This window comes from Limimaricola cinnabarinus, assembly GCF_047631075.1.
GTDB lineage: Bacteria > Pseudomonadota > Alphaproteobacteria > Rhodobacterales > Rhodobacteraceae > Limimaricola > Limimaricola cinnabarinus.
Genome location: NZ_JBLHYX010000013.1, coordinates 57,433 through 70,540, shown reverse-complemented (window position 1 = coordinate 70,540; position 13,108 = coordinate 57,433). Strand labels below are relative to the sequence as shown.

14 protein-coding genes are annotated in these 13,108 nt (G+C 67.1%); 2 read left to right on the top strand and 12 right to left on the bottom strand.

What is annotated here, in order from left to right; translation table 11 throughout:
- Positions 1-33: 33 nt before the first annotated feature.
- The 11 genes from ACJASC_RS11885 to ACJASC_RS11835 form a co-directional block, all read right to left on the bottom strand.
- On the bottom strand, positions 34-2,079 hold the full coding sequence (locus ACJASC_RS11885; protein ID WP_415146233.1) for a TonB-dependent siderophore receptor: 2,046 nt from the start codon (positions 2,077-2,079) through the stop codon (positions 34-36).
- 138 nt (positions 2,080-2,217) lie between these two features.
- Positions 2,218-3,102 (bottom strand): TonB family protein, encoded by an 885-nt coding sequence (locus tag ACJASC_RS11880; RefSeq protein WP_415146232.1) that lies wholly within the window; start codon positions 3,100-3,102, stop codon positions 2,218-2,220.
- Entirely contained in the window at positions 3,099-3,497 is a 399-nt protein-coding gene (locus ACJASC_RS11875; protein WP_415146231.1) for an ExbD/TolR family protein, read from the bottom strand. The genes ACJASC_RS11880 and ACJASC_RS11875 overlap by 4 nt, the downstream gene beginning before the upstream one ends.
- Positions 3,498-3,500: 3 nt before the next feature.
- On the bottom strand, positions 3,501-3,884 hold the full coding sequence (locus ACJASC_RS11870) for an ExbD/TolR family protein (protein WP_341213743.1): 384 nt from the start codon (positions 3,882-3,884) through the stop codon (positions 3,501-3,503).
- Position 3,885: 1 nt separating this feature from the next.
- Positions 3,886-4,560 (bottom strand): MotA/TolQ/ExbB proton channel family protein, encoded by a 675-nt coding sequence (locus tag ACJASC_RS11865; RefSeq protein ID WP_415146230.1) that lies wholly within the window; start codon positions 4,558-4,560, stop codon positions 3,886-3,888.
- A gap of 150 nt (positions 4,561-4,710) precedes the next feature.
- A complete protein-coding gene (locus ACJASC_RS11860; protein WP_415146229.1) occupies positions 4,711-5,670 on the bottom strand; it encodes an ABC transporter substrate-binding protein in 960 nt (319 codons plus the stop codon).
- Between the two features lie 22 nt (positions 5,671-5,692).
- Complete coding sequence (locus tag ACJASC_RS11855; RefSeq protein WP_415146228.1) at positions 5,693-6,652, bottom strand: ABC transporter substrate-binding protein; 960 nt, start codon at positions 6,650-6,652, stop codon at positions 5,693-5,695.
- Positions 6,653-6,767: 115 nt separating this feature from the next.
- Complete coding sequence (locus ACJASC_RS11850) at positions 6,768-7,640, bottom strand: (2Fe-2S)-binding protein (protein ID WP_415146227.1); 873 nt, start codon at positions 7,638-7,640, stop codon at positions 6,768-6,770.
- A gap of 5 nt (positions 7,641-7,645) precedes the next feature.
- A complete protein-coding gene (locus ACJASC_RS11845) occupies positions 7,646-8,695 on the bottom strand; it encodes a FecCD family ABC transporter permease (RefSeq protein ID WP_415146226.1) in 1,050 nt (349 codons plus the stop codon).
- A complete protein-coding gene (locus tag ACJASC_RS11840) occupies positions 8,692-9,702 on the bottom strand; it encodes a FecCD family ABC transporter permease (RefSeq protein WP_415146225.1) in 1,011 nt (336 codons plus the stop codon). The genes ACJASC_RS11845 and ACJASC_RS11840 overlap by 4 nt, the downstream gene beginning before the upstream one ends.
- The gene (locus ACJASC_RS11835) at positions 9,699-10,556 is read right to left on the bottom strand and encodes an ABC transporter ATP-binding protein (RefSeq protein WP_415146224.1); all 858 of its coding nucleotides are present in this window, start codon (positions 10,554-10,556) and stop codon (positions 9,699-9,701) included. Before ACJASC_RS11835 ends, ACJASC_RS11840 begins: the two co-directional genes overlap by 4 nt.
- Before the next feature lie 200 nt (positions 10,557-10,756).
- Here ACJASC_RS11835 and ACJASC_RS11830 point away from each other — a divergent pair, with 200 nt between their 5' ends.
- Both ACJASC_RS11830 and ACJASC_RS11825 read left to right on the top strand, forming a co-directional pair.
- Complete coding sequence (locus tag ACJASC_RS11830) at positions 10,757-11,245, top strand: hypothetical protein (protein WP_415146223.1); 489 nt, start codon at positions 10,757-10,759, stop codon at positions 11,243-11,245.
- The gene (locus ACJASC_RS11825) at positions 11,242-11,712 is read left to right on the top strand and encodes a Dps family protein (protein WP_415146222.1); all 471 of its coding nucleotides are present in this window, start codon (positions 11,242-11,244) and stop codon (positions 11,710-11,712) included. Before ACJASC_RS11830 ends, ACJASC_RS11825 begins: the two co-directional genes overlap by 4 nt.
- Positions 11,713-11,788: 76 nt before the next feature.
- On the opposite strand, the gene ACJASC_RS11820 is transcribed toward ACJASC_RS11825, so the two are convergent.
- A complete protein-coding gene (locus tag ACJASC_RS11820) occupies positions 11,789-13,048 on the bottom strand; it encodes an IS256 family transposase (protein ID WP_415146221.1) in 1,260 nt (419 codons plus the stop codon).
- Positions 13,049-13,108 lie beyond the last annotated feature (60 nt).

The following is a 13,108-nucleotide window of genomic DNA, read 5'->3' as shown; positions in this document are numbered from 1 at the left end:
CGGAGGCGCCCCGGAGCGCCTCCGCTCGTGGTTTCAGAATTTGATGCTGGTGGTCAGCGAGATGTCGCGGCCCTCGCCGAAGTAGCAGGCGGCGCTGGCGCAGTAGGTCACATGCTCCTCGTTAGCCACGTTGCGGATGTTGAGAGCCACCTCGTAGTCGTCGGTGCCATAGGCGATCCGCGCATCATAAAGCGTGTAATCCGGCGTGGTGCTGCTGCCGCTGCCATCCTGCTTTTCGCCCGAGTAGCGGACTCCGGCGCCTGCCTGCCACCCCTGCGCCGGGCCCGTCTCGGGGTCGAAGGTAACCCAGGCTGAGCCAAAGCTCTCGGCCACGGAGGCGATGGCATTGCCATCGGCATTCTCGGTGTCGAGCAGGGTCCAGTTCGCATCGAAGCGAAGATCGCGCCAGCGGGTCTGGGCCTCCAATTCGAGCCCCCGCACCTCGACTTCGCCTGTCTGGATGCTGAAGCCGGGATTGTCCGGATCGGCAATGGCGAGGTTGGACTTGGTCAGGTCGAACAATGCCGCGGTGAACAGACTGTTGGACCCCAGCGGCTGGTATTTCAGCCCGACCTCGTACTGATCGCCGCGCGTCGGCTCGAATGGATCGCCCTGCGCATCGGTGCCGACGATCTCCTGCCGGAAGCTCTCGGCATAGCTCGCATAAGCCGAGACGCCATTTTCGAAGGCGTAAAGGAGCGCGACATTGCCGGTCACGGCGTCGTCTTCGGCGTTGACCGCCGCCGAGCTGAAGGCGCCCGTGGTCTCGCCGGTTTCAATCTCGCCATAGCGCAGCCCGGTGTCGAGATGCAGGCTTCCGCCGAAGGTCGCCCGGTTCTGCACGTAGACGCCCCGTTCCTCTACCGTACTGGCGGGATTGTCGGTCACGGTGACGTTCGGGGCGCCAACATAGTCGGGATCGAAGGGATCGATCGTGGCGATCTGCTCGCCATAGCCGAAGTCGCTGTCGTATTTGCCGCGGTTGTAGCTCAGGCCGAGCAGGGTCTGCATTTCGACTTCGCCTACCGAATAGTCGGCAGTGGCGGCGAGATCGGTGCCAAAGGTCTCGAGCTCGTTCTCGGCGCGATAGAAGGTGCGGTCGATCGTGCCGTCATCGTTGAAGCGCGTCGGGTAGTCGTCGAAGGCCCACCAGGCGTGCCGGTAGTCGGCCTCGCCCCGGCTTGCGCGCATCCGGGCGTCGAGCGACCAAACCGGCGACAGGCGATGCTCGGCCAGAAGCGTCAGGCCACGGCTTTCGCTGTCGAAGCGGTCGAAACCCGGCTCACCGACGAACAGGCTGTCGTCGAGGAATTCACCGTTCGGCGCCGGTTCCAGCGTGCCGTAGAGAGAAGCGAACTGGATCATCGGGCTGCCCTGGTTCTCTTGGTGATTGGCCAGAAGGGTCAGCTTGGTGCCGAGCTGCGGCTCCCACGTGATCGAGGGGGCGATCGCGAAGGCGTCGTCGCGGCTATAATCGACTTGGGTCTCGCTGTCGCGGGCCAGTGCCACGAGGCGGCCGCGCAGGCTGCCGTCGGCGTTGAGGTCGTGCGACATGTCGAGGCTGACCTGGCGGCGATCATGCGACCCGATCTGGAACTGGGCGACGTTGTCGGAGACCTCGGTGGAGGTTTTGGACCCGGTGTTCACGACGCCGCCGACCTCGCCATTGCCGTAAAGGCCTGAAGCCGGACCGCGCAGCACGCCGATCTCGGAGAGCAGGAAAGGCTCGGGCTTGGTATCATTGTAGAAGCCGTAGCGCGCCGGCAGCCCGTCATGGAAAGTGGCGGGACGGAAGCCGCGCACGAGATACCAGTCCGAACGGTTGTCGAGGCCATACTCGCCGGCAAAAACCCCGGCACTGTATTGCAGCGCCTGCTCGACGTCCTGGGCGCCGCGTTCGGCGATCTCGGCCTCGGTCACGACCGAAATCGCGCGCGGCGTCCGGGCGATCGAGGCGCCGGTCTTGGTCACGTTGCTGTCGAGGGCCACGGCATCGCCGAAGAAGGTGTCCTCGAAATCGCCCTCGATGGTGATCGCGTCGAGTTGAATGTCCTGCGCCACGGACGGAAGAGCCGCCATGAGGGCGCAGACGGATATAGCAGTGCGCCGAAGCAGCATGTCCCGTCTCCAATGGATTTTTCTGGAATTGCCTTGCCTTGGCGGCTGGGTTGCGCATCGGCTATATTAGCCTACCTAAACAGTCAAGAATTTGCTGCTTCACCCGTTGAACATCATCGGCAAGGTGAAGCTGTAGCTCGGATCGTTCAGGCCGCGCGGTGACGCGGGCAGACGCGCGGCCTGCACCGCGGCCAGTGCCGCCTGATCGAGCGCAGGATTGCCCGACGAGCCCACGAGAGCGAGACCGGTCAACCGGCCGGCGCGATCGAGGGTGATGCGCACCGTGGCCGTGCCGGACGCGCCGCGCGCGGCGTTCGGATATCGCTTGCGCCGCTCGATCTGCGCGCGCAACTGCGCGCCCCATTGCGCGACGAGGGATTGCATCTGCCCCGGCGAGAGGCTGGGCGCAGCCTGGCGCTGCGCCGCGCCCGCTTGAGCCCCGCCGCCCGTGCCCGCCGCGCGCTGCGCCTGGTGCGGCGGCGAGGGCTGGCGCTGCGGGTCGGCCTGGCGCTGCGGAGCTGGCTTGGGTTCCGGTTCTGGCTTCGGCTCAGGCGGGCGGTCGGGGCGTGGCTGCGGCCGCTCTTCCGGAGGCTCGGCCATGGGCTGCCGCGGCTCGGCCGTGGCGGTGTCGATCCGGGGGGCCTCGGGGGCCTGCGGTACGGCGAGGCCCGGCCCGGCTGGCGGCACCGGTGCGCTTGGCGCGCTCGGTGCGACATCTGGCTGCATCGCAGGCATGCGCGGCCTTTCGGGCGCCTCGATGGGCCGCGGTTGCGCGATCTCCACCGTCTCCATCTTTTCAGGCGGTCGCTCCCAATCCTCGACCAGCGCCACGACCCGGGCGTCGGCAGCCGCCAGCGTCACCGTTTCGGCCCCGCCCGCGCCGGCGGCGTCCGGCGCACCCTGCTCAGGACGCAGTCCCAAGAGCGCCAGATGCGCGCCAAGCGCCAGCGCCACGAAGCCTCCGCCTTCGAGCAACCCTCTCATTGCGCGGCCGTCATGAGCTCGATCGCCGAGAAGCCGGCAGCCGACAGCTCGGGCAGCAGCGCCGCGAGCCGCACCGCGGGTACGCCCGCATCGGCGCGCAGCGTCAGCGGCGGCATGTCGCATTCGTCGCAGTTCCCGGCTTCGGCCGAGGCCGCAGCGACCGCGCCCTCGCCAACAGTGTTGCGAAAGGCCAGTTCGCCCTTGCTTGAGAGGTGCAGCACCAGCTCGGCGGTGGCCGGCATCTCTGCTTCGGCCTCGGGCGGCGTCACCTCAAATGGCTCGGGCGGCGCGATCTGCGCCGTCATCAGAAAGAAGATCAGCAGCAGGAACACGACGTTGATCATCGGAACGATGCTCTCGGCCTGCGGCCTCCGGGGCGGCTCGTCGAAGGTCATGTGCTACTCCACCAACACGAGCTGACCGTATCCAGCGGCCGAAAGGCGCTGCATCACCGCCACCAGCCGCTGCAGGTCGGTGCCGGCCTCGGCCCGAAGCACGATGGTGTCGGAGGTATTTTCGACCAGCTCGGCCAGCGCCTCGGCCAGTGTCGCCTCCGCGACCGACGTGCCGTTGAGCGCTAGATCGTCGGGGCCGATCGAGACCAGCCGCGGTGGCCCCTGCCAGCCCTCGCCCGGCTCCTGACCTACGGCGTTCAGCGGCAGCTGCTGGTCGAGGCCGAAGCGGGCCGAAAGCATGAAGAACACCAAAAGCAGGAACACCACGTCGATCATTGGCGTCAGGCTGATGCGGCGGCGTGGCCGGTCGAGATTGGCAAGGTTCATCTCAGGCCGCCTGCGAAATCGGTTCGACGGCCAACGGACGCAGGAAGATCCGGGTCGCGGCGTCCTCCATCTCATGGCGCAGCCGATCGGCGACGCTCTCGAACCAGGTCAGCGCCATCGAGGCCGGAATTGCCACGGCCATGCCGGCGGCGGTGGTCAGCAACGCTTCCCAGATGCCGCCTGCCAGCGCCGCCGGATCGGCACGGCTGCCTGCCTCCTGCAAGGCCTGGAAGGCGGCGATCATGCCCAGCACCGTACCCAGAAGGCCAAGGAGCGGGGCGATGGTCGCGATCAGCTCAAGCGGCCGCAGACCTGTTCTGGCGCGGGCCAACAGAGCGCGGGCCACGCGCTCGGTTTCAGCCTGCGCTGCGGCGTCGTCGAAATCCCGCCGCGCCCGCATCGCCGCTTGGACCAGCCGCGCCCGGCAGCTGCGCCGCCCCTCGACCAGCGCCAGCGCCTCGGCCTCCTGGCCGGCACCCCACTGCTCGACCGCTCGCCGGGTGCGCCGCCCGCCGTTCCAGGCGCCAAGCAACGCCAGCCGCCAAGCCTTCCACAGGATCAATGCCAGCGTGATCACCGAAAGTGCCGCGATCGCCCAGATCGCCGGACCGCCCATAGAGATCACCTCCCAGCCGCCTTCGAGATCGGTGCGCAGGCCTGTCCAGATTTCGTTCATATGCGATTGCTTTCTTGTAGAGGATGCGCCCACAGGGCGGATCGTCATTTCCGGGTTTGGAGCCGAGGGAATGCGGATCGGCCAGACGACCTGCCGGTGCGGTGTTCGCCTGCTGTGCCGACCGATGAGCGGGACGACCTTCTTCGGCTGTTACCGAAGCCGATCCGGCATCATCGCCAATGCGCGCCCGTCCGCATGGCTGAGGATCGTGTAGGCGAGGGTGCTGGCCGCGTCATAAGTCGCAGTCGATGCCAGGGAGCGCGGTAGGTAGACGACCTGGTTCTCGCGGCAGGCATGCAGTGCTTCGCACCATGACGGCAGAACGCTTTCCAGAGCGGCCCTGGCATCGGCCACCGTCTCGCCGCGATCGGCGCGATAGGTGACGAAGATCATGTCAGCGTCGAACCGCGGCAGCATCTCTGCCGAAAACGTCTGCCGCTGATTGCCCTCGATGGCGTCGACGATCTCCGGAAACTCGAAGCCTGCGTCGCGCAGGACCTTCCCGAGCGTGCCGTAGGTGTTCCAGACCAGCAGCTCGCCGTCATGGCCCTGAATGACCGAGACACGCAGCGCGTCCGTGTCGATCTGGCTGCGGATCAGATCGAGTTGTGCCGCGTAGCGCGCCTCGAGTGCCGCGAGGCGGTCGCCGCGCCCCGTGAGCTCCGCAAGCTTGGCGTAGACATCGAAGTCGTCGGTCGTCGCGATGTCGAAGACATAGGTCGGCGCGATCCGGCGTAGCCGATCCACGTCGGCCGTCTGCCAGTTCGTCGTCACGATCAGGTCGGGATCGGCCGCGGCGACTCGCTCCACATCAGCGGGCAGGTTGCCCATGAACGCGATGTCGGAGGTGTCGAAATCCATCCCAGTGGCAGTGGCGGAGGAGCGGATATAGGGCGTTCCATCCGTTCGCGTCCGTCCATGCGATCCGACCGGCTCGATCCCCAGTTCCAGCAGGGCAACCGTCAGCGAGGTGTCGTGCAGCGACACGATCCGCTGCGGATTGCCGGGCAGGGTGACCTCGGACCCGGTGTCGTCGATCACGGTGCGGGCCTCCTGCGCGGCCGCGGGTGCGGCGACCGCGATCAGGGCCATGGTGACGACATGCTTCATGAAAGGTCTCCTTGTCTCATGCTCAGTTCGCATCGACGGGCGTCGCCGGATCACCGTCGAGAGCGGTCACGATCATCGGGACGATCCGCTCCACGGCGTAGGGGATCGACAGGAGCGATGCGTGCGAGAACGCGCCGGTCAACTCCTCGTCGAGAAAGATCTCGCCGCCTTCATGGGCGACATCGAGGAACTTGCGCGCGGGCAGGTCGAAGATCGGCTGCCTGTTCCCTTCCTCGGGGAGCCAGACCAGGAGATCGGTATCTATCGGCGAGAGATCCTCGGGAGAAAAGCCGACCGCAAATTCGTTGCCGACGATCAGATCGTCGATCGCCTGCGGCGTCTCGAAGCCGAGCTCTGCGAGCAATTGTGGACGGACGTCGTTCGAGGTGTAGGCCCCCAGATCGCCGCCCCACAGATAGGCGACGGCGGCGGTCTTTCCGGCCCAGTCGGGATGGGCTTTGGCCGCCGCCTGAAGTTCGGCCTCGACCGCGGCGATCCGGGCTTCGGCTTCCGCCTCGCGTCCGACGGCCCTACCGGTCAAGAGCGCGCGCTCGTCCCATGGCAGAGCGTAGTCGCCGACCCCTTCGGGGACTGCCACGACCGGTGCAATCAGGCTCAGGCGCTCGTATTCCTCGGCCGTGATGCCAGACCACAGGGCAACGATCACCTCCGGTTCGGCGGCGGCGATCGCTTCAAAATCGATCTGGCCGCGCAGGATCGTCGGGGTCTCCTCGAGCAGGGGCTCGGCCCAGGGCCAGACTGAGCGGGGATAATCGCCATACCAATGGCGAATGATCACGGGTTGCACGCCAAGGGCGAGCAGATCGTCAGCCCCGGCATAGTCCAGCGAGGCGACGCGCTCGGGTGCCTCCTCGATCACCGTGGTGCCGAACTTGTGCTCGATGGTCATGGGGTAGTCCTGCGCGACTACAGGCCCCGCAAGGCCGATGATGGTCGAAATGGCCGTGGTCAGGCGCAGCATGGTCTTCTCCGGTTGTGCGAAATGGGATGTCGAACCCGTGGCGACGGATCTCGCGGTAGGGGGCGGGCAGGGAGTGGACCGCAATACCCGCGCGCTTGGTCGGGGGCGTGTGCAATCATGTTCCGTCCAGCCCGTGCTTGCGGCGCAGATGGGCGCGCAGCAGCGCCTCGCGGCTTTCGGGGTCACGCAGGACGCAGGTCGAACAATATGCACCGCCTTCCGTCGTGTAGTAGCGGCAGCAGCCGCCCCGTACCCGGAACCATTCGGCGATGTCCGGCCGTTCGGGCAGATCGATCCGGAAGTAGCCGGTCTGGCGGGAATAGAGCGGGCTCTGTCGATCGCGCAGGACCGCATGGGCGATCTCCATGGCCTCCTCTTCTCGCCCGACGTGCTTGCCCTGCATCAGGAGCGCGCCCGACAAGGCGTCGCCGACGAGCCGCCATAGCGCCCCCCGCGACAGGCCCGAGCGACCGATGAGATACAGGACGAGCGGGGCGAGCAACTCGGGCAGCGCGGCGCCCAGCATCGCGGCGGGGGCGCCGCAAGGCACGAGGTCTGACCCGGCAAGCACGATGTCATAGGCGCGGCCCTCGCCGCTTTGCCCATCGAGATGCCACGCGGCCCGGCGGGCGGTCAGCGCGACGGCATCCGGCGCGAGGCGCGCGGGTTGCAGGCCCTGCAGCGCGAGGGCCGCGAGCACCTCGCTGACGGCGAAGGCGATCCGACCCAGCAGGTAGGCCGCGGCGAGCTTGTCGTCGGCGCCGTCCTGCGCCTGCATCTCTGCGGCAAGCCATGCCTCCAGGAGAGCCGCATCCGGCGCATCGAGGCGAAGCGCCTCTCCAGGTGCAGGGCCCGCATGCAGCCGCGCCGAGAAGGCGTCGCGCAGCCGGGGCAGGCGCGCGGCCACCGTCGCGACATCGGGGCAGGCGGCATCGACCCGGATCGCGGTGCTACGGGATCGTGCCTCGGTGCGTTCCAGCCGTATCATTGACGTCACAAGGTCTCCCTCCCTTTGGTGCGGAGGAGGAGCCACACGAAGAGCGGCACGCCGATCACCGCCGTCACGAGGCCCGCGGGGATCTGAACCGGGGCGAAGACGACACGACCCGTAAGATCCGCCGTGCCCACCAGAAGCGCGCCGACCGCCGCTGAGAGGGCGAGGTGGAGACCGATGGCGCAGCGCGCCAGCCGGTGGGCGAGGTGGGGCGCGACGAGGCCGACGAAGCCGATCGGTCCAACCATCGCCACGGCCGCCGCGGCGAGGGCCACGGAGAGCGTGACAAGCGCCATGCGAGTCCGGCCGACCCGCAGCCCGAGCCCCACGGCCATCTCCGGTCCCATGCGCATCGCTGCCATCGGGCGGGAGGCCGCGACCAGGCCAGGGGCAAGGCAAAGCAGCGCGCCGCCCAGGATCGCCACCTCGCCCCAGCCCGCCGCATGGACGGAACCCGCGAGCCAGCCCAAGGCCGAGAGCGCGCGGTCGATCTGCCCATAGGTCAGAAACGCCGAGGTCATCGCGGAGATGAAGGCCGCGACGCCGATACCGGTCAGGATGAACCGCATCGTCGCGCCGCCCGATCTGCGCATGGCGATCCCTTGGATCAGCGCGGCCACCGAGAGAGCGCCGCCAAAGGCGAGCAGGGGCCGCAGCGCCTGCGGCAACTCGGGCCAGGCCACGATCGCCGCGACGACGGCAAGGCCCGCCCCCTGGCTCACCCCGACCAGCGAGGGATCAGCCAGCGGATTACGCGTGACGTTCTGGAGCGTCGCGCCCGACAAAGCCAGCAGCGCGCCGGCCGCCAGTGCAGCGAGGGTGCGCGGAAAGCGGAACTGCCAGACCACCGTCTGCGCCATGTCCGAAGGCGCCCGTCCGGCGAGGGTCGCGGCGACCTCGGCGGCCTCGAGCGGGTAGCTGCCGGCCATCAGGCTTGCAAGCACGAAGGCGCAGGTCAGGCCGAGCAGGACCGCCAGCACGCCGAGCGCCCGGATCGGCAGGGCGTAGGTGACCGGCCCGTCGAGCCTAAGAAGCAGACCCGCGCTCACAGTCGTGCCCTCACCAGCCAGACGAAGAGCGGCGCGCCGAGGAGTGCCGTGACGAGGCCGGTCGATATCTCGACCGGTGCCAGCACCATCCGCGCGGCCACGTCCACGACAAGGAGATAGCCCGCGCCGGCGATCGCCGACCATGGAACGATCCGCCGGTAGTCCTGCCCTGCGAAGAGACGCACGGCATGCGGCACCACGAGGCCCACGAACCCCATCGGCCCGGACATGGCCACCGCGGCAGCCGTCAGCGCCACTACGGCGAACAACGTGAGCGCTTTCAATCGTCCGATATTCAGCCCCAAGCCTATGGCGGTCTCTTCCCCCATGGCGAGCGCCGTGATTTGCCGTGCGACGGCGAAGGCCACGGCCAGCCCGGCGCCGAACCAGGGTAGGGCCCAGCGAATGACATCGCCTTGCGCGCCCGCAAGGGAGCCGGTCATCCAGACCCGCAACTGCTCGAAGCTCTGCTCGTCGAGCAGGTTCGCGATGGTCACGAGCGCCGCGAGAAAGGCCGTGACCGCCGCCCCCGACAGAACGAGAGTGAGCGGCATCGCCCCGCCCGGCGCGGCTGCGGCGATGCCCCAGACGGCCATGGCCGCTATGACCGCCCCGAGGGCCGCGACCAGTGGGATCAAGGCTGGCGTGGCGAGGTCGAACACGCCCACGAAGAGCACCACCGCGAAGGAGGCGCCGATCAGCAGGCCGAGGATGCCCGGATCGGCCAGGGGGTTGCGCGTCACGCCCTGCATGAGCGCGCCCGACACCGAAAGCGCGGCACCGACCACCGCCGCCAACAGCGCGCGCGGCAGGCGCAGATCGACGATCACGACATGTTCGAAGACCGAACTGTCATATGACAGCAGCGCTTCGGCCACGACCGCGAGCGGTATCATCCTGGCCCCGACCGAGACATGCCATGCAAAGGCCAGCGCGAGCGCGGCAAGCCCCAATACGGGTGCAAGCCCGGCACGTCGCCACGCCGAGCGTGTCGGAAGCGACGTCATTGCGCGGCAAGCCAGGGCGCGACGCTCTCGGCCGGCTCGACAGCGGGCACGCAGACCGGGCGGCCACTCGCGGGATCACGCAAGACATTCGCCTCGAGACCAAAGACCTCGTCGAGGGCGGACGGGGTGAAGACGCTCTCCACGGGGCCATCGGCAACAATACGGCCCTCCTTCATCATGACGAGGCGATCGGCGAAGGCGGCCGCAACATTGAGCTCGTGCAGGACGACAACCAGCGTCCGCCCTTCTTCCTTCGCGATGCGCCGCAGCAGCAGCATCAGGTCGACCTGCACCTTGAGATCGAGGAACGTTGTCGGCTCGTCCAGAAGCAGGATGCCGGTCTCCTGGGCGAGAACCATGGCGATCCAGCAGCGCTGGCGCTGCCCCCCCGAGAGATCCGACACTGGCCGATCCGCGAACTGGATCACGTCAGCGGCCTGCATCGCAGCATCGACGGCCTCGGCGTCCCGTCGCGACCATTGCCGTAAAAGCGACTGGTGCGGAAAGCGGCCCTGCGCCACCAGCTCGCGCACGCGCAGCCCCTCCGGGGCGATCGGTCCCTGCGGCAGCAGCGCAAGTTGCCTGGCGACCTCGCGTGTCGGCGTCGCCTGAATAGGACGGCCATCGAGGGTGATCTCCCCGACGCTGACGGGCAGGACGCGCGCCATAGCCTTCATGAGCGTGGATTTGCCGGACCCGTTCGGCCCGACCAGCACGGTCAGGGCACCGTCGGGCACATCGAGCGACACGTCGCGGACGATCGGCGCATACCCATAGCCGACCGAGACACCTGACACGCGAAGCCTGGGTGCAGCGCTCTCTTCAGGAGCGTCCGAATTGTCGTGTCTGGTCATGCTCTGCCTCCATCACGACTCATGCCTAAGCAAATCTGTCGGATTAAACAAGTTGACTGACAAGATTGGTCGGGTATGAAAGGCGCCGGAAGAAGGAGCTGTAGACGCTGATGTCTAACCGCCCACTTTTTCAACGTGATGCCCGATGGAGATTGTCGGGAGAACGAGATGCTCGAGCGATACTGAACCAGGATAAAGCTATGTTCCTCGCCGCCTCCGGTCCCCGTGTTGTCCCTGACAGCGACCAGCGAGCTTCGTTGGAGCCCAAGGACCGGCGGCTGCTTGCCCAGATGCGCCTGTCCGCGCTGCGCTGCCGGTCTCGGAGCCGGATCGAGCTGGCGCAGGCCTGTGCCATTGTTGGCACTCGGCGGGACATCCCCCCGCAAACCGTGCTCGATGCCTTGATCAGGACGTTGGGCGAAGCGCTCGGCTGCTCCCCCCGCTTCTATCGACCGACCGCTCGAGCGCTGTCCTTCGACGAAAGCTGGCTGCTGCGCCTGATCGCCGCTCTGCGCGACGAGGATTTGACCAGCGCCACGTTCCTGCTGCACAGCCGCGTGCCAGCGCAGGTTCGGCGATCTTTGGTCCATCTGGTCGTCCGTGTCGCGTCCGATAGTGACGCGTTGACACGCTTGGCGGATGCGACAGATGATCCGGCATCCCCGAAGTTGGAAAGGATTGCGTCATGACACAGCCTGCCATCGAGTTGAGCCCCGACGCTCGGAAGGAGATCGCCGAGGCGCTGAACCAGAGCGTGGCGGAAACCGCCGTGACCACGATGCTCGCCCAGAATTTCCACTGGAACGTCACCGGCATGGCCTTTGGCGAATTGCATCGTTTGTTCCAGGAAATCTACGAAGACCATTTCCAGGCTCAGGATGATCTGGCGGAACGCATTCGTGCATTGAATGTCCATGCCGAGGGTCAGCTCGCGGGGATGCTTCAGCGATCCAAGGTCAAGGAGCATGACGGGCACCAAAGTGACCGTGAGATGGTCGAGATCCTGATGAGAGCTCAGGAGACCATCGCCGCGACGCTGGGAGGACTTGGCGAACTCGCGGCCGGCCACGGCGATACGCTGACCGAGGATCTCGCCATCGAGCGTGGGCGGACCCATGAAAAGTTCGCCTGGATGCTGCGCGCGCACCTCGGCTGACAAACGGCGGCCAAGACAGTCGAGCGGCGCCCCGAGGGCGCCGGAGCTATGCCTGAGTTTGGGTGACGCGCTTTGATCAGGCGGCGCGGTTTTTGGCGTCGAGGACGCCGTCGGTGAATTTGACGCCCTCGATCACCATTGGCAACTGGTTGGCGCCCTTCAGGCGACGCCATCCCTTCGCGGCGGCTTGCACGAGCTTGTAGACCATCAGCCGAGCCGTCTTCTGGGATAGCGCACCTTTCGTGCGAACCGTGCGATGCCTGACAGTGGCGAACACGCTCTCGATCGGGTTCGAGGTTCGCAGATGGTCCCAGTGATCGGCGGGAAAATCATAGAACGCCAACAGCGCCTCGCGGTCCTTGCTCAGACAGGTTGCGGCCTTCTGGTATTTCGCGCCGTATTTCTCGACGAACACGTCCAGCGCGGCCTCGGCGGCGACACGGGTTTCGGCCTGCCAGATCTCGCGCAGGTCGGATTTGACGGCGGGCTGGAGGGATTTGGGGACCTTGTTCAGCACGTTCGAAGTTTTGTGAACCCAGCACCTCTGGTGCCTGGTGCTGGGAAATACCTCATCGAGCGCCTTCCAGAACCCGAGCGCGCCGTCGCCGACAGCGATTTCCGGAGCGCAGGTCAGGCCGCGCGCCTTGAGGTCGACCAGCAGCTCGCGCCAGCTCTGCGCGCTCTCACGCATGCCGACCTGAAAGCCCACGAGCTCTTTCTTTCCTTCCGGCGTCGCGCCGATGAGAACCAGCATGCATTCGGCCTGCGGCTCCATCCGAGCCTGGAGATAGACCCCGTCAGCCCAGACATAGGCGTAGCGGCGCGCGGCGAGGTCGCGGCGCTGCCAGCGCCCATACTCTGCCTCCCATTCGCCGGTCAGGCGCGACAGCACACCAAGCGACAGGTTCGGGGCGTTCTCGCCGAGCAGGGCCGCGAGGGCCTCTTGGAAGTCCCCGGTCGAGATGCCGCGGAGATAGAGAACCGGCAGCAGCGCGTCCAAGCTGCGGGAGCGCCGCGCCCACCTTGGCAGGATGGCGGAATTGAAGCGGATCTTATCCGCTTCGTTCTCCGCCGACCGATCCCGGACTTTCGGTCGCCTGACTGAGAGCCCGCCGATCCCGGTCTGGATCTCACGCTCGGGGCCGTAGCCATGCCGAACCACGCGCTGGCGCCCGTCCGGCAAACGGGTCTCGGCAAGCTCTGCGACAAAGGCATCCGCCTCCGCTCGTAAGGCCGCAGCCAGCATCCGACGCGCCCCCTCGCGGGCAATCTCGGTCAAGGGATCGTCCAGCGAATGGGGCTGACGAAGCGGGATGATGTCAGTATCGTTCTTCATGGCGTATCGCTCCTTCGGGAGGTTCTGGCAGGCTTCAGCACCCGCCACGATACGCCGCCT